The following is a 16,085-nucleotide window of genomic DNA, read 5'->3' as shown; positions in this document are numbered from 1 at the left end:
GGGGCGTCAACCCCGGACCCGTTCGGCCAGATTGGCGCTGGTTTCCTCGAGCTTGAGCACCAGCACGTCGCCCTTCAGCTTATCGAGTACCACCTCTGCAGTATTGCCAATCAACGCCCCGATAATCCCTGTGCGGCACACCGTACCGATCACGGTCACCACCGCATCCAACCCCTGCTCGGTGTGGGGGATGAGTACATCTGCCGGCCCTTCGGCCACGTGCAGGCATTGGTCGCTGATGGCGTACTCGGCCTGGAACGCCTTGCACGCTTCACGGTAGCGTTCCTCGATGGTTTCGCTCAACTGGTAGACCGGGTCGGCCGCCGACAGCATGGGCGACGGGTGTGCGCTGATGACATGCAGCTCGCCCTTGGCCAGCGCGGCGATGTCATGGCCATGGTCAATGATGCTGGCGTGCAGGCGGCGGTGATCCTCGTCCTGGTTGCCCACATCCACCGCGGCCAGAATCCTGCCGCCAGTCCACGGCCGCTCGCTCTTGACCATCAGCACGGCACACGGGCATTGACGCAGCAGTTTCCAGTCACCGGGGGTGAGCAGGGCCTTTTTCAGCGGGTTGTCGGGGCGGTGTTCCTTGATTACCAGCTCACAGCCTTCGGCCTGCTGCACGTCGATGATGGTGTCGTGCAGGTTATCGCGCCAGGCTTCTTCGTGGGAGACATTGTCATAACCGTCGTCGTGCAGTTGGCGGCTCAGCACACTCAACAGCGCGCTGTGGTCATGCCGTTTGTCGCACATCAGCAGGTGCAGGCGCGCGCCGGTGACGCCTGCAATCAGCTTGGCCCGGGTCAGTGCCCGGCTGTGGGCGTGTTCGGGGTCGAGCACCACCAGAATGCTGCGGATGGCTTGCATGGGCGTTAACTCCAGTCAAAGGGGGCGACCAATGCCTGACTATAGTCCCCGCTGCCCGGTCGGGTGCTTGATACACATCAAGCATAGCCACTGGCGCCGACCGCCGCCGCCGGTATAATCGCCAGCCCTGCCTGTTCCGTGTGGTTGCATGCTCATGTCCCTGACCCCCGAAATCGATGCCTTCCTGGGCTGCCCGACGCCAGACGCCTGGATCGAAGCAGCGCTGGCCGACCAGGAAACCTTGCTGATCGACCACAAGAACTGCGAATTCAAGGCCGCCAGCACTGCCCTGAGCCTGATCGCCAAGTACAACACCCACCTTGACCTGATCAACATGATGTCGCGCCTGGCGCGCGAGGAGCTGGTGCACCACGAGCAGGTGCTGCGCCTTATGAAACGCCGTGGTGTACCGCTGCGGCCGGTGTCGGCGGGGCGCTACGCATCGGGGCTGCGCCGGCTGGTGCGCGCCCATGAGCCGGTCAAGCTGGTGGATACACTAGTGGTCGGGGCGTTCATCGAAGCGCGCAGCTGCGAGCGCTTTGCCGCGTTGGTGCCGCACTTGGATGAAGAATTGGGCCGTTTCTACCACGGCCTGCTGAAAAGCGAGGCGCGCCATTACCAGGGTTACCTGAAACTGGCGCACCACTATGGTGAGGTGGCGGACATTGCCCGCCGCATTGAACTGGTGCGTGCGGCGGAAGCGGAGCTTATCCAGTCACCGGACCAGGAGTTGCGCTTCCACAGCGGGATTCCGCTGGCGCAGGCCGCCTGATTCGTGCCGCCGGCGCGGCCGCTCGGTCAGTTGCGCCGGCCCAGTAGCAGGCCCACCACCAGGCCGAGGCCGGCGGAAATGGCCACGGTTTGCCATGGGTGGCCACCGATGTAGTCCTGTGTGGCATTGACCATGGGCTGCGCTTTGTTACGCACGTTTGCGGCGGCTTGGCGTGCCTGTTTCAGCTTCAGGCTGACCTGCGCGCGCAGGCTGTCGGCTTCTTCGCCAACCAGGGCAGCGCTGTCGTTGAGCAGTTTCTCCGATTCTTCGATCAGCGCCTGCAATTCGCTGAAGACCTGGTCCTTGATTTGGTCGCTGTCGGCCAGCGTGGCTTTTTTCCGGGCCATGAAAGTGTCCTCGTCGATGGGTGGTTTGAACAATGGATACTTGCGCGCCGGAAAAGTTGCTTCGGCGTGAGGTTGGCGCGTTGGTGTAACATAGCCGCCATTTACGGTCTAGCAGGTGATGCATGAGTTTCAATCTGGCCAACATGAGCTTCGAGGAACGGGCGCAGATCGAGGCAGAGAAGGCCCGGCTGTTCGAACTGTGGCAGACCAACCTGGGCAAGGCCAAGGGCGAAGCCGCCCGGCTGATCGCCGAGAAGCCACGGCGCAAGGGCAAATGGGCCGAGTGGGTACGCGCTGAGCTGGAGGGCATGTCGCCGCCCGAATACGCCAGCATGGTCCGCAGCGAAGTCAACAAGCTGATGGCAGCAGCCAGCGCCAACCGCTAAGCGCCCGCTGTTTACCAGTTGGCCCCTTTGGGCAGGTCCAGCTTGCCCTCGTCGGTGAAGCGCACGGTGCCCAATGGCCCGCTGGCCAGCTTGCCGCGCAGCTTGTAGGGCAGGCCCTGCAGGGTACCCACCTGGCCCAGCCCGTAGGCCTGGCGCAGGAAAGAGAACGCCGTGATGCTCACCGGCACCACGATCACCGCCTCGTCGTAGCGGCCAATGTGCCCCTGCTGGTCACTGACCCCGGCAGCCAGTGGCTGGCCGTTAACCGCCAGGTCGAGGGCGATGCCGTTGTAGTCGATTGCCTCTTCGTTGGGGTTCTGCACCCGCATTTTCACGGCCATGCGCAACTCCAGTTCCTGCCCCGGCAGCGGTTCTATGCCGATCACGCTGATGTTCAGCGGGTCGCGTGGCTGCAAGAGCGCGCAGGCCGCCAGGCTGCTGGTCAGGCACAGGGCGATGAGCAGGCGGGTGTAGCGGTGCAGTCGGGCAACCATGGGTACGACCTTGCCTAAGTGAACGAGCCGTCAGTGTGGCAAATGCGCGCCGGCGTTGAAAGTGTTGGCCTAGATGAAAGATACTGTTTCTCATTAACAGCCGATAACTTCTCTTACTGGTCGTTCCCAAACCCATGCTGACTTCACCTGTGTCGGGCCTTCTGGCGAGTTTCCAGGAGCACTACGACGACTTGCTGCAGTTCCTGACCCGGCGCATGAGCGACCGCCAGCGTGCCGCCGACGTCGCGCAGGAAACCTACCTCAAGCTGGTGCACATCGACGAGCAGGCTTTGCCGGTGCTGCACGCGCGCAGTTTCATCTTCCGCGTGGCGGGTAACCTGGCGATCGACGCCCTGCGCCGCGAGCAACGCATTGCGGCCAGCCACGATGATTGCGACGGGGCAGGCGAGCTAGCCTGCCCAGCGCCAGAGCCCGAGGCGGTGTTGCTGGCGCGTGAGCGCCTGCAACTGCTCGATCAGGCGCTGTTGCAGTTGCCCTGCAAGGCCCGCCAGGCGTTGTTGCTGAACCGCGTAGACGGCCTGACCCAGAAGCAGGTCGCGCAACGCCTTGGCGTGTCGCAAAGCATGGTGGCCAAGTACATTGGCCAGGCCCTGCGCCATTGCCGCCGGTGGCTGCAGCAGGCGGGCGTAGCGGCCTGCGGGGTGTTGCTGATTACCGCCTTGGTCGCCTGGCAGCAGGCGCCGATGTTGCTGGCCGATTACCACACTGGCGTGGGTGAGCGGCAAGTCGTGACGTTGGCCGATGGCACGCGGGTCACCCTGAACAGTGCCAGCGCCTTGCGCGTGGTATTCAGCGAGCATGAGCGGCGCGTGGTGCTGGCTGCAGGGGAGGCGCTGTTCGAAGTGGCGAATGATGCCCGGCCGTTCGTGGTGGACACGGCCGGTGCAGCGGTGCAGGGGCGTGCCGCCACCTTCAGCGTGCGCCGTGATGGGCACGTGGTACTGGCACGTGGCGAGGCCAAGGTCGGCGAGCAGCCGTTGGCAGTAGCGGCGGATGCCGGTGCCCAGTTGGCCTGGCAGCGGGGCAAGCTGATCTTCAATGGCAAGCCGTTGGGGCAGGTGCTGCAAGAGCTGGAGCGTTACCGGCACGGGCGCATCGTGCTGTCCGACAGCAAGCTGGCGGCGTTGGAGGTGAGTGGGGTCTTCGACCTGGATGAGCCGCAGGCGCTGTTGCGCAGCCTGGAGCAGCGTTATGGGCTGAAGGTGACCTACCTGCCTTGGTTGGCCGTGGTGCATTGAGCGGCCAGCGCAGAAAAAATTTGCAGTGGGCACTGCAAGTTCCTGCAAGCCAGATCGTCGTAGTGAGACTGATCAGCAACTCATTCTCATTTACGACTTGTCAGGAAGCGCCTACGTGTCTCTGATGCCCAAGCCTTTGCCCCGCCGCCGCGGTTCACTTCACCATGCCCTGTTGTCTTGCAGTGCCCTGGCCATGCTGAGCGGCCCGCTGCATGCGGCCGCTTCGACTACCACCGAAAACGCCCAACTGCAGGCCCGGCAGGTTCAGCTTGACCTGCCTGCCCAGCCGCTGGACCAGGCCCTGACCGCGTTTGCCGACCAGGCTGGCCTGCACTTGCTGTACACCACGAGCGATGTCGCCGGCCTGGCCGGCCCGGCCCTGCGCGGCAGCTACAGTGTCGAGCAGGCGCTGCAACAATTGCTGGCCGGTAGTGGCATGGGCTGGCAATTCAGCGATGCCCGCACAGTTACCCTGCGCAAGGCCGAGGCTGCGCCGCAGGCGGTCAACCTCAAGCCGATCGAAGTCAGTGTGGCTTCGCGCACCAGCACGGCAATCAGCGAAATCCCCGGGACCGTGTGGGTGGTCGACCAACAGCAACTGCGCGAACAGATCGACAGTGGCGTCAGCCTGAAGGAAGCCATCGGCAAGCTGGTGCCGGGCCTGGACCTGGCACCGGAAGGGCGCACCAACTACGGCCAGAACATGCGTGGGCGCAATGTGCTGGTGATGATCGACGGGGTCAGCCAGAACAGTTCAAGGGGGCTGTCACGCCAGTTCGACAGTATTTCGCCGTTCAATGTCGAGCGCGTCGAAGTGCTGTCTGGTGCCAGCGCCATCTACGGCGGGGGCGCCACCGGCGGTATCATCAACATTGTCACCAAGAAGGGCGAACCCGGGCCGGCCCGTTTCGAGACCCAGTTAGGTGCCAGCAGCGGCTTCAACAACAGCGACGACCTGGCCACCCGCTTTGCCCAGTCGATCAGCGGCGGCAACGAGCGGATCAATGCCCGCCTGGGTATCTCCGGCGAGCAGAACGAAGCGTTCTACGACGGATCGGGCGAGCAGATCTTCATCGACAACACCCAGACCGACCTGCAGTACAACCGCACGATCGATGTGCTCGGCAGCTTGGGCATGCAGTTGAACGAGCAGCAGAGCCTTGACCTGCTGGCCCAGTATTACGACTCGGGCAACCACGGCAGTACCGGTATCTACTTCCCCAACCTGAACTACAACGCGCCCTCCGACCTGGAAGATGCCGAGCTGCGCAGCGGCTATTCAGCCGGCCTGGAGCCGCGCACCCGGCGCCTGCTGCTCAATGCCAACTACCACCACAGCGACGTGCTCGGCCAGGACTTCTACCTGCAAGCGTCGTACCGCAAGGAAGACGACAACTTCTACCCGTTCCCGTACTACAACCGGGCCACCCCTACGGGCTCACGCGGGGTGTACTTTGCTGCCTCGCAGCAGAACTTCGAGGTTTCCAGCCTCAAGGGGTTGTTCGCCAAGCAATGGGACACGCTCAAGCTGACCTATGGCGTTGACCTGGACCGCGAGCGCTTCAGTGCCGAGCAGACCACCTTCAACGCACAGACCTCGTCCGAATCCGGTGGCCTGGACCTGGAGAAGGAGAGCAAGGCCGCACGTTACCCGAGCTATCGGGTGGACGGCGTTTCGCTGTATGGGCAGCTGGACTGGCGCGCCACTGACAACCTGACCTTGTCTGGCGGCGCCCGGCGCCAGCAGATGGACGTGGATGTCAGCGACTTCAAGGGCGTGCCCGGCGGCAGCAACGATTACCAGGTCAACCTGTTCAACGTCGGCGCCATTTACGACTTCAAGAATGGCCATCAGGTGTGGACCAACTACGGCGAAGGCTTCGACCTGCCAGACCCGGCCAAGTACTACGGCAAGCCGGGCCTGAGCGTGGCAGACAACCCCCTGGCCGGGATCAAGAGCCGTCAGGTGGAACTGGGCTGGCGCTATGCCGACCTGGACTGGGACGCCCAGGCAGCGCTGTACTACATCTGGTCGGACAAGATCATCAACGTCGACTCGCAAACGCTCACCATCAATGTCGAAGAGCAGAAGAGCCGTGACTTCGGCTTTGAAGGGGCATTGACCCGCCACTTCCAGAGCGGTTGGGAAGCGGGCGGCACGCTGCACCTGACCCGCTCCGAGGAAGAGGCTGTCGACGGCGGCTGGATCAAGCGCGATGCCCGCTATGCCTCGCTGTCGAAGGCCACCGGCTTCGTTGGCTGGAAGGGAGACGGCCGCAGCGCGCGGCTGCAGGCCAACCACGCGTTCAGCCTGAAGGACGACGCCGACCATGAGATCGACGGCTACACCACCTTCGACCTGCTGGCCAGCCAGGACACCGGTTTCGGCACTTTCAGCGCGGGTATCCAGAACCTGCTGGACAAGCAGTACAGTACGGTCTGGGGGCAGCGCGCGACGCTGTTCTATTCGCCGACCTACGGGCCGGCGTACCTGTATGACTACCAGGGGCGCGGGCGCACCTATACGCTGACCTGGAGCTTGGCTTACTGAGCCTGGGCGCATGGCAGGGGTGCCTGGGGCCCTTTGGGTTGAGCATTCAGTATTGGTTGCCGGGGCCGCTTTGCGGCCCTTCGCGACGCAAGGCCGCTCCTACAGGCACCGTGCTTGGCTTTCAGGCGAAGGCCGCCAATACATCTTCGGCAAACGCCTGCTGTGCCTCGCCGGCCACCTGGCCCCGGTGCCGGGCAAGGGTAAACGGCACGACAAAATCCAGCCCCGGGTCCAGCGCCCACAGCTGCCCTTCGGCCTCCCACGCCAGAGCGGTGTGACATGGCAGATAACCAATGTGCCTGCCCGATAGAATGAACGTCAGCACGCTCTCGATCTGTTCTGCCACCGCCATGCCGTGCCTGCTCTGGAACGGCTCGTCGCCTTCGATGAAACGGTACGGGTGGCGCACCTGGTCCTGCTCCAGCAAACGCTGGTGCGGCACCTGCGGCACGCCGAACAAGGGATGCCCTTTGCCGCAATACAGCCGCTGCCGTTCCTCGAACACGGGCTGGTAGTCGAACGCTGCCTGTTTACCGGAAAAATAGCTGATGGCGTAGTCCAGCCGCTGCTCCAGCAACAACCGCTCCAGCTCCGCCGGTGGCGCACTGATCAGTTCCAGTTGCACCGACTCGTCACGGCGGCGAAATGCCGTGATCGCCGCCGCCAGCTTGAGGCTCACTTGCTTGTCCTGGTTTTCCGCCAGGCCGATGCGCACGGTGCCCAGCAGTCGCCCGGCAACACCGTTGGCCTGCTGGCGAAACTGCTCGATGTTCAGCAGCAGCGCGCGCGTGGCTTCCAACAGCATCCGGCCTTTCTCGGTCAGCCGGAAACCACCCTTGCCCCGGCTGCACAGGCGGTAGCCCAGGCGTGTTTCCAGCTGGGCCATGCGTTGGCTGATGGTGGGCTGGCTCAAGCCCAGCAGCCCCTGTGCAGCGCTGAAACCACCGGCCTCGGCTACAGTGACGAACAGCCGCAGCAGGTGCAGGTCGGGGTCATGCACTTGTCCGAGCATTGCATTGCTCCTGATGAATGTCAGCTTTGCAAACTTGCCATTTCTTCAATGTAACCCGGCTGACATGCTCGCGGCATCCACCCATTTGCCGAGGTGTCTGTCATGCGTTCATCGTTGTGCCTGTTGTCGCTGGTACTGGCCTTGCCGCTGCAAGCCGAAGAGAAAGTCGTGAACCTTTACAGCTGGGCGGACTATGTCGCCCCGCAGACCCTCCAGCGCTTCGAGCAGGAGACCGGCTACAAGGTCCGCTACGACACCTTCGATACCACCGAGGTGCTGGAAACCAAACTGCTTACCGGGGGCAGCGGTTACGACGTTGTCGTGCCGTCCGCCACGGTGCTGGCGCGGGCGCTGAAGGCCAATGCCCTGCAGCCGTTGCAGGCCCAGGCCATGCCCGGCTACGCCAACCTCGACCGCGACCTGCTGGCCAAGCTCGCCGCGGCCGACCCCGGCAACCGTTACGCAGTGCCTTACACCTGGGGCACGCTGGGCCTGGGGGTGAACGTACAGGCGGTGCGCCAGCGCCTGGGCGAGGTACCGCTGGACAGCCTCGACCTGCTGTTCAAGCCTGAGTACGCCAGCCGCCTGAAAGACTGCGGGATCGCCATGCCCGACTCGCCGCAAGAGGTGATCGGCGTGGCCTTGCACTACCTGGGCAAGGACCCGTACAGCCAGAACAAGGACGACCTTGCAGCAGCTCAGAAGCTGCTGGGCCAATTGCAGCCGTCGATCAGCTACGTTGCCAATGGCCGGCAGATCAGCGACCTGGCCAACGGCAGCGTGTGCCTGGCGCTGACCTACAACGGCGATGCCGCCATGGCCGCCGACCAGGCCCGGCGTGCCGGCAAGCCGTTCGAGCTGATCTACCGCATCCCCCGCGAGGGCACGCTGGTGTGGCAAGACAACCTGGCCATCCCCAAGGATGCACCTCACCCGGAGGCGGCGCGGGCGTTCATCGCCTTCATGCTCAAGCCCGAGTCGGTGGCGGCGCTGACCAACACGCTGTTTTTCGCCAACGCCAACCAGGCCGCCACGCCGCTGGTGGATGAAGCCGTGCGCACCGACCCGGATATCTACCCGCCGGCCGAAGTCCGTCAGCGGCTGTTCGCCGACCGCAGCATGGCCCTGGCCGACCTGCGCCAGCGCAACCGCCTGTGGACTGCCTTTCGCAGCCGGCAATAATCCTGCAGACCGAGGAGCCCGACCGTGGAGCAAGCCTTGAACAACGACCAGGCCATTACCCGCGACAGCCTGTATGGCACTGCCGCCGAAAGTACCTATGCCGGCATCACCAGTTTTTCACGCCGCCGCTACAGCCGCGACCTGCGTGGGGTGGATGTGGTGGTCAGCGGCGTACCGTTCGATACCGCCACCAGCAACCGGCCCGGCGCACGCTTCGGCCCCAGGGCCATTCGTGCCGCCTCGGTGCAGCAGGCGTGGGCCCGCCACTGGCCGTGGGCGTTCGACCCCTTCGATCACCTGGCGGTGATCGACTATGGTGACTGCGCCTTCGACAGCGGCACGCCGCAGTCGGTACCCAATAGCATCGAAGCCCATGCCGAACACATTCTGCAAGCCGGCTGCGCGATGCTCACCCTGGGCGGCGACCATTTCATCAGCTACCCACTGTTGAAGGCCCATGCCCGCCACCATGGCCCGCTGGCGCTGGTGCATTTCGATGCGCACAGCGACACCTGGCCGGACGAGGAGGGCAAACGCATCGACCATGGCACCATGTTCTGGCATGCCGCCCGTGAAGGCCTGGTCGACCCCGCCCACTCGGTGCAGATCGGCCTGCGGACCACCAACGACGACAGCCAGGGCTTCGCCATCCTGGACGCCCGGCAGGTGCACCGGCAGGGCACCGAGGCGGTCATTGCGGCCATTCGCCAGCGCGTGGGCGAGCGCCCGGTGTACCTGACCTTCGATATCGACTGCCTGGACCCGGCCTACGCGCCTGGCACCGGCACGCCGGTGTGTGGTGGCTTGAGCACGGTGCAGGCACTGGAAATTCTCGGCGGGCTTCGCGGCATGAACCTGGTAGGCATGGACTTGGTGGAAGTGGCACCGGCTTACGACCATGCCGACATTACCGCACTGGCTGGGGCAACCCTGGCGATGGAGATGCTGTGCCTGTATGCCGCGCGGCACAAGGTCGATACCGGCCAATGAGGGCGGGGCCGCCAGCGGCCCCAGGCGCCTGCTGAAACATCAGGATGCAACTCCACCTGCTTTCACACATCTGGCCGCGAACCCCTGGCGCCTTCGGCTATCAAAGCCAGCAGGCGCCGCGTTTTCGTACAGGAGGTGAAGCATGAGTCCGACATTGCCCACGCTGGCCCTTGGCCTGGCCTTGTGCCTGCCCGTGCAAGCGGCTTCGCAGCCGCCGTTGCAGCTCGCTGCCGACTACCGGAACCCGTACAACAGCCCGATTCAGCGCGCCAACCCCAATAGCCGCCAGGGCAGCCTGCCGGCCACCCCGCCGGTGCGCGGCCCGTCTACCGAGCCGCAACAGCGTGTGCCCACGCTGGACAACCGCGGCATCGGCAACGGCGACAACCTGCGTCGCCAGCAGCAAACCCCGAACCTGGAACCGTCCCGGCCAGCGCGCGACAACCCGCGTGCGCCATAAGCCCACTTGAAAGGAATTGTGCATGCTCCGAGCACCCTGGCTAGCCACCCTGACCGCCGCTGCGCTGCTGCCCCTGCTGGCCCAGGCCGCGTCCGAACAGCAGTTTCCCAGTGAAGAAGGCAGCCTGACCGTCAGCACCGTGGCCGATGGCCTGCGCAACCCATGGGCGCTGGCGTTCCTGCCGGGTGGCAAGGACATGCTGGTCACCGAGCGTGCCGGCAACCTGCGCCTGGTCAACGCCGAGGGCAAGGTCGGCCCGCCCATCAATGGCGTGCCGAAAGTGTGGGCCGAGGGCCAGGGTGGCCTGCTGGATGTGGCGTTGTCGCCAGACTTCGCCAAAGACCGCACGGTCTACCTGTCCTTCGCCGAGGAGGGCAGTGACGGCAAGGCCGGCACGGCGGTCGGCCGCGGGCAATTGTCCGAAGACCGCGCCCGGCTGGAGAACTTCAACGTGATCTTCCGCCAGCAGCCCAAGTTGTCGGTGGGTAACCATTTCGGCTCGCGGCTTGTGTTCGACCGTGATGGCTACCTGTTCATCGCCCTGGGCGAGAACAACCAGCGCGCCACCGCGCAGGACCTGGACAAACTGCAGGGCAAGGTCGTGCGAATCTGGCCGGATGGCAAAGTGCCCAAGGACAACCCGTTTGTCGGCAGGGACAATGTGCGGCCGGAAATCTGGTCGTATGGCCATCGCAACCAGCAAGGCGCCGCGCTCAACCCCTGGACTGGCAGGCTGTGGACCCACGAACACGGCCCGCGCGGTGGTGATGAAATCAACATTCCCGAGGCCGGCAAGAACTACGGTTGGCCGGTCGCCACCCATGGCATCAATTATTCACTGTTGCCGATTCCCGAGGCCAAGGGCAAGCATGTCAAGGGTATGGTCGACCCGCACCATGTCTGGGAGAAGTCGCCGGGCATCAGCGGGATGGCGTTCTACGACAGCCCCACCTTCAAGGCGTGGGACCACAACCTGTTCATTGGTGCGCTGGCCACGCAGGAACTGATCCGCTTGCAATTGAAGGGTGACAAGGTGGTGCATGAAGAGCGCCTGCTTGGTGATCTGAAAGCGCGCATCCGCGATGTACGGGTGGGGCCGGATGGGTATTTGTACGTACTCACCGATGACAAGGATGGGGCGCTGCTCAAGGTCGGCCTGAGCAAGGAGCCCTGAACCTGACGCGGCCTTGGCCGTGTAGAATGCGGCATGGCCATGACCCCGCAATCCCTTTACCAGCAAGCCTTGGCTACCCAGGGCTATATCGCCGACCCTGCCCAGGCGCGGGCCGTTGACGCCTTGCAGGGCTGTTTTCAGGCCGTTGAACAGGGCCGCCCGGCCCAGGGTATCTACCTGTGGGGGCCGGTCGGCCGTGGCAAGACCTGGCTGATGGACCAGTTCCATCGCTGCCTGACCGTGCCCAGCCGACGCCAGCATTTCCACCACTTCATGGCTTGGGTGCACCAGCGCCTGTTCCAGCTCAATGGCACTGCCGACCCATTGCAAGCGCTGGCCCGGGAGCTCGCCGGCCAGATTCGGGTATTGTGCTTCGACGAACTGTTCGTCAGTGACATTGGCGATGCGATCATTCTTGGCCGGCTGTTCCAGGTGCTGTTCGACGGGGGGGTGGTGGTTGTCGCCACCTCCAATCAGCCACCCGAGCACCTGTACCGCGACGGTTTCAACCGCCAGCGCTTCTTGCCGGCTATCGCCGCAATACAGCGGCACATGCAGGTGCTGCCGGTGGCCGGCGGCCAGGATCACCGCCTGCATCCCGGCGCAGCGCGGCAGCGCTACTGGGTGGTGGAGGCGGGGCAGGCCAGCCGGCTGGGCGAGGTGTTCCGCCAGCTTGGCCCGGACGATAGCGGCACCGACCGGCCGTTGTTGATCGGCGCCCGGCAGATCCAGGTGGTGCGCCGCAATGATCACGCCATCTGGTGCCGTTTTGCCGACCTGTGCGAGCAACCCCTGGCAGCCGTGGACTTCATGGCTTTGTGCGACCGTTTTGCAGCCATTCTGGTATCGGCAGTGCCGGCACTGGGCGGTGAACAGCGGGCGGGGCGCATTGCCCGTGGCACCGAGGATGCGGCGCTGCGGGTAGCGGCGGGCGATCGCCAGCTGCCCGCCTTGTCGCCCAACGACGACGCGGTGCGCCGGTTCATTGCCCTGGTCGACGAATGTTATGACCGCCGGGTGGCGTTGTACCTGGAGGCGCACGTACCGCTCGATGCGCTCTACACCCAGGGGTACCTGGCGTTCCCTTATCAACGCACCCTGAGCCGGCTACGGGAGATGCAATTGCAGCGGTTTGGATGACGGGGGCCAGGCCCGACAGCCGCTCACCGCCCCAACCATTCGATCAGCGTGCGGTTGAACCTGACCGGCTCTTCGATCTGCGGCGCGTGCCCCATGCCTTCGAAGGTGATCAGCTCACCCTTGGGGATCAGCTTGGTCACCTGCGGCCCCAGTTCGGCATACTTGCCCAACCTGGCCTTGACCTCCGGCGGCGCGATATCACTGCCGATCGCCGTGCTGTCCTTGTCGCCGATCAACAGCAAGGTGGGCATCTGCAGGTCCTTGAACTCGTGGTACACCGGCTGGGTGAAGATCATGTCGTAGATCAGTGCCGAGTTCCACGCTACCGCTTCATGCCCGGGGCCCTGGTTGAGCCCCACCAGCATCTGCACCCAGCGCTCGTATTCCGGCTTCCAGCGGCCCGCGTAATACGTTTTGCGCTCATATTCGCGTACACCTTCGGCATTGAGCTTCAGCTCGCGGGCATACCACTGGTCCACGGTGCGGTAGGGCACGCCGAGCGCCTTCCAGTCCTCCAGGCCGATCGGGTTGACCATCGCCAGCCGCTCGACCTGTTGCGGATACATCAGCGCGTAACGGGTGGCGAGCATGCCCCCGGTGGAGTGGCCGAGCACGCTGGCACGCTTGATTCCCAGGCGCTCCAGCAGGGCATGGGTGTTCTCTGCCAGCTGCTGGAAGCTGTACTGATAGTGCGCCGGTTTGCTGGACGTGCAGAAGCCGACCTGGTCGACGGCGATCACTCGGTAGCCGGCCTTGCTCAGCGCCTCGATGGTGGTTTCCCAAGTGGCGGCGCAGAAGTTCTTGCCGTGCATCAACACCACGCTGTGGCCGTTGGCCTGGCCTTGTGCAGGCACGTCCATGTAGCCCATCTGCAGGGCCTGGCCCTGGGACTTGAAGTCGAAATGCTGGAGCGGATGCGGGTAGCGGAAACCTTCGAGCTGGGGGCCGAAGGTGGGCGATTCGGCAGCGAAGGCCGAACCGCCGGCCAGGCACGCCAAGGCCAGAGCTGTTGCGCGCAACATGGGGGAACTCCCTGTAGAACCTTGTAGGAAAAAGCACTGTAACAGCCCCTGGACCAGGGGGCGGGTGAAAGGTGTTACCGAGCGTGAAACCAGCCCAGGGTGATCATGGTGAGCAGCGCATAGCGCCCTGCTTTGGCAACGCTCACCAGCAGCAGGAAACGCCAGAACGGTTCGCGCATGATCCCGGCGATCAGCGTCAAAGGGTCGCCAATCACCGGCATCCAGCTGAGCAGCAGCGACCATTGGCCCCAGCGCTGGTAGCGCTGCTGCGCACGTGCCAACTGCGCGGTGCTGAAGGGGAACCAGCGCTTGTCGCGCAGGTGCTCGATGGCCCGGCCCAACAGCCAGTTCACCACCGAACCAAGCACGTTGCCCAAGGTGGCGACCAGCAGCAGGGTGGCCCAGGCCTCGGGCTGGCCCAGCAACAGCCCGACCAGCACGGCTTCCGATTGCAGCGGCAGCAGGGTGGCCGCGCCAAAGGCACTGAAAAACAGCGCCCACAGGCCGAGCATCAGTAGCTGGCGACCACGGTGTCCTGGCCGCCCTGGGTTACCCCGATCACCTGGTAGGCATCCTTGTGGTCGCCCATTTCCATGCCCGGTGAGCCCATCGGCATGCCCGGCACGGCCAGGCCCTTGAGGTCGTTGCGCTGGCTCAACAGGCGTACCTGTTCGGCCGGCACGTGGCCTTCGACGAACTTGCCGTCGATCACCCCGGTATGGCACGAAGCCAGGCGTGGGGCCACGCCCAGGCGCTGCTTGACCGCGCTCATGTTCGGTTCGATATGGTCGTTGACGGTGAAACCGTTTTCGCGCAGGTGGCTGATCCAGGCTTTGCAGCAGCCGCAGTTGGGGTCGCGGTACACGTCGATGGTGTCGCCAGCCTGGGCCAGGCCGCTCATGGCCAGCAGGCCCAGGGTCAACAGATGTTTACGCAGCATGTCGCACCACTCCTTCAGAGCAAACCGCTCCATAGTACAGGATTCTCAGTGGGTGGCTTCTTCGGGGGTAAGGTCACGCATCAGCAACGCGTGGTCGAGGGCGACCTGCTCCGGAATCGGCAGGTAGACCACGTGACCATCGCCCGGCGCTACCTCGATGGCCTGCCGCTGCACATTGCACAGGCGCTGCAAGTCGAAATGGTAGTTGCCACGTGGGGTCATCAGCTCGAGGTGGTCGCCCACCCTGAAGCGGTTCTTCACCTTGACCTCGGCCAGGCCGTCGAGGCGCACCCCGGTCAGCTCGCCAACGAACTGCTGGCGCTCGGACACCGAGTTGCCACGCTGGTAGTTCTGATACTCGTCGTGCACGTGGCGGCGCAGGAAACCTTCGGTGTAGCCCCGTTGTGCCAGCGATTCCAGGTTGTCCATCAGCGCGTGGTCGAAGGGGCGGCCGGCCACTGCGTCATCGATCGCCTGGCGGTACGCCTGCACGGCGCGGGCGCAGTAGAAATGCGACTTGGTGCGGCCCTCGATCTTCAGCGAATGCACGCCCATGCCGACCAGGCGTTCCACGTGTTGAATGGCGCGCAAGTCCTTGGCGTTCATGATGTAGGTACCGTGCTCATCTTCGAACGCCGGCATTTCGGTACCGGGCCGGTTGCTTTCCTGCAGCAGGAACACCTGGTCGGTAGGGGCGCCCAGGCCCAGGGTGGGCTGCACTTCGCGAACGATGTCGCCCACGGCGTTCTCGGTGGCGGGCGTGGCTTCGTACTTCCAGCGGCAGGCATTGGTGCAGGTGCCCTGGTTGGCATCACGCTTGTTGAGGTAGCCCGACAGCAGGCAGCGGCCGGAGTAGGCCATGCACAGGGCGCCATGCACGAACACTTCCAGCTCCATGCCCGGCACCTGTTGGCGGATTTCGCCGATTTCTTCCAGCGACAACTCGCGTGACAGGATCACCCGAGCAAGGCCCATGCCTTGCCAGAACTGCACGCTGGCCCAGTTTACCGTGTTGGCCTGTACCGACAGGTGCACCGGCATGTCCGGAAAGTGCTGGCGCACCAGCATGATCAGGCCGGGGTCGGACATGATCAGCGCGTCCGGCGCCATGGCGATCACCGGTGCCAGGTCCTTGAGGAATGTCTTCAGCTTGGCGTTGTGCGGGGCGATGTTGACCACGACGTAGAAGCGCTTGCCCAGCGCGTGGGCCTGGGCAATGCCCAGCGCCAGGTTGGCGTGGTCGAACTCGTTGTTGCGCACCCGCAAGCTGTAGCGCGGCTGGCCGGCATAGACCGCGTCGGCGCCATAGGCAAAGGCATAGCGCATGGTCTTGAGGGTGCCGGCAGGGGCCAGGAGTTCGGGCTTGCTGATCAGGGTCATGGTGCGCACCGGGGCAAAGGGCGCGGATGCTAAGGCACGCGGCCGGTGCAGGTTTTGATATATATCAACGGATGTAGCGGCACTTTTGGCCAAGCGGCGCGAACTA

17 protein-coding genes are annotated in these 16,085 nt (G+C 64.3%); 9 read left to right on the top strand and 8 right to left on the bottom strand.

Going from position 1 to position 16,085, the window contains the following annotated elements; genetic code table 11:
* Positions 1–6: 6 nt before the first annotated feature.
* The gene (locus tag GEV39_RS15360; RefSeq protein ID WP_173890184.1) at positions 7–870 is read right to left on the bottom strand and encodes a universal stress protein; all 864 of its coding nucleotides are present in this window, start codon (positions 868–870) and stop codon (positions 7–9) included.
* Positions 871–1,024: 154 nt separating this feature from the next.
* Between GEV39_RS15360 and GEV39_RS15355 the strand changes: the two genes are divergently transcribed.
* Positions 1,025–1,642 (top strand): MiaE family protein, encoded by a 618-nt coding sequence (locus tag GEV39_RS15355; RefSeq protein ID WP_173890182.1) that lies wholly within the window; start codon positions 1,025–1,027, stop codon positions 1,640–1,642.
* Positions 1,643–1,668: 26 nt separating this feature from the next.
* On the opposite strand, the gene GEV39_RS15350 is transcribed toward GEV39_RS15355, so the two are convergent.
* Complete coding sequence (locus GEV39_RS15350) at positions 1,669–1,989, bottom strand: ElaB/YgaM/YqjD family protein (protein WP_173890180.1); 321 nt, start codon at positions 1,987–1,989, stop codon at positions 1,669–1,671.
* Between the two features lie 122 nt (positions 1,990–2,111).
* Here GEV39_RS15350 and GEV39_RS15345 point away from each other — a divergent pair, with 122 nt between their 5' ends.
* Positions 2,112–2,375, top strand: coding sequence for a hypothetical protein (locus GEV39_RS15345; protein WP_173890178.1), 264 nt, complete (start codon positions 2,112–2,114; stop codon positions 2,373–2,375).
* Between the two features lie 11 nt (positions 2,376–2,386).
* On the opposite strand, the gene GEV39_RS15340 is transcribed toward GEV39_RS15345, so the two are convergent.
* Positions 2,387–2,869 (bottom strand): LEA/WHy family protein, encoded by a 483-nt coding sequence (locus GEV39_RS15340; RefSeq protein ID WP_173890176.1) that lies wholly within the window; start codon positions 2,867–2,869, stop codon positions 2,387–2,389.
* Between the two features lie 134 nt (positions 2,870–3,003).
* On the opposite strand from GEV39_RS15340, the gene GEV39_RS15335 reads away from it, so the two are divergent.
* Together GEV39_RS15335 and GEV39_RS15330 are read left to right on the top strand one after the other, a co-directional pair.
* Positions 3,004–4,128 (top strand): sigma-70 family RNA polymerase sigma factor, encoded by a 1,125-nt coding sequence (locus GEV39_RS15335; RefSeq protein WP_173890174.1) that lies wholly within the window; start codon positions 3,004–3,006, stop codon positions 4,126–4,128.
* 124 nt (positions 4,129–4,252) lie between these two features.
* Complete coding sequence (locus GEV39_RS15330) at positions 4,253–6,679, top strand: TonB-dependent receptor (RefSeq protein WP_173891715.1); 2,427 nt, start codon at positions 4,253–4,255, stop codon at positions 6,677–6,679.
* A 121-nt stretch (positions 6,680–6,800) separates the two neighbouring features.
* Here GEV39_RS15330 and GEV39_RS15325 read toward each other — a convergent pair whose 3' ends face one another.
* Entirely contained in the window at positions 6,801–7,691 is an 891-nt protein-coding gene (locus tag GEV39_RS15325) for a LysR family transcriptional regulator (RefSeq protein ID WP_173890172.1), read from the bottom strand.
* 102 nt (positions 7,692–7,793) lie between these two features.
* On the opposite strand from GEV39_RS15325, the gene GEV39_RS15320 reads away from it, so the two are divergent.
* The 5 genes from GEV39_RS15320 (at position 7,794) to zapE (ending at position 12,637) form a co-directional block, all read left to right on the top strand.
* Positions 7,794–8,873 (top strand): extracellular solute-binding protein, encoded by a 1,080-nt coding sequence (locus GEV39_RS15320; RefSeq protein WP_173890170.1) that lies wholly within the window; start codon positions 7,794–7,796, stop codon positions 8,871–8,873.
* A 24-nt stretch (positions 8,874–8,897) separates the two neighbouring features.
* Positions 8,898–9,863 carry an agmatinase gene (gene speB / locus GEV39_RS15315; RefSeq protein WP_173890168.1) on the top strand — a complete coding sequence of 322 codons (966 nt, stop codon included), beginning with the start codon at positions 8,898–8,900 and terminating at the stop codon, positions 9,861–9,863.
* Between the two features lie 142 nt (positions 9,864–10,005).
* Positions 10,006–10,323 carry a hypothetical protein gene (locus tag GEV39_RS15310; RefSeq protein ID WP_173890166.1) on the top strand — a complete coding sequence of 106 codons (318 nt, stop codon included), beginning with the start codon at positions 10,006–10,008 and terminating at the stop codon, positions 10,321–10,323.
* A gap of 22 nt (positions 10,324–10,345) precedes the next feature.
* Complete coding sequence (locus tag GEV39_RS15305; protein ID WP_173890165.1) at positions 10,346–11,497, top strand: PQQ-dependent sugar dehydrogenase; 1,152 nt, start codon at positions 10,346–10,348, stop codon at positions 11,495–11,497.
* A gap of 33 nt (positions 11,498–11,530) precedes the next feature.
* Positions 11,531–12,637 (top strand): cell division protein ZapE, encoded by a 1,107-nt coding sequence (gene zapE / locus GEV39_RS15300; RefSeq protein ID WP_173890163.1) that lies wholly within the window; start codon positions 11,531–11,533, stop codon positions 12,635–12,637.
* A gap of 23 nt (positions 12,638–12,660) precedes the next feature.
* Here the strand turns inward: zapE and GEV39_RS15295 are convergent, their stop codons facing one another.
* The 4 genes from GEV39_RS15295 to trhP all read right to left on the bottom strand — a co-directional run bounded on the left by GEV39_RS15295 (position 12,661) and on the right by trhP (position 15,979).
* The gene (locus GEV39_RS15295) at positions 12,661–13,659 is read right to left on the bottom strand and encodes an alpha/beta fold hydrolase (RefSeq protein WP_173890162.1); all 999 of its coding nucleotides are present in this window, start codon (positions 13,657–13,659) and stop codon (positions 12,661–12,663) included.
* A gap of 74 nt (positions 13,660–13,733) precedes the next feature.
* The gene (locus tag GEV39_RS15290; protein ID WP_173890161.1) at positions 13,734–14,171 is read right to left on the bottom strand and encodes a YqaA family protein; all 438 of its coding nucleotides are present in this window, start codon (positions 14,169–14,171) and stop codon (positions 13,734–13,736) included.
* On the bottom strand, positions 14,171–14,599 hold the full coding sequence (locus tag GEV39_RS15285) for a DUF411 domain-containing protein (protein WP_173890159.1): 429 nt from the start codon (positions 14,597–14,599) through the stop codon (positions 14,171–14,173). The genes GEV39_RS15290 and GEV39_RS15285 overlap by 1 nt, the downstream gene beginning before the upstream one ends.
* Positions 14,600–14,644: 45 nt before the next feature.
* Positions 14,645–15,979, bottom strand: coding sequence for a prephenate-dependent tRNA uridine(34) hydroxylase TrhP (gene trhP, locus GEV39_RS15280; protein WP_173890157.1), 1,335 nt, complete (start codon positions 15,977–15,979; stop codon positions 14,645–14,647).
* Between the last annotated feature and the right edge of the window lie 106 nt (positions 15,980–16,085).

Source organism: Pseudomonas sp. NY5710 (genome assembly GCF_013305665.1).
Classification (GTDB): domain Bacteria; phylum Pseudomonadota; class Gammaproteobacteria; order Pseudomonadales; family Pseudomonadaceae; genus Aquipseudomonas; species Aquipseudomonas juntendi.
The sequence above is the reverse complement of the archived record's forward strand: the minus strand, read 5'-3'. Positions and strand labels throughout refer to the sequence as shown.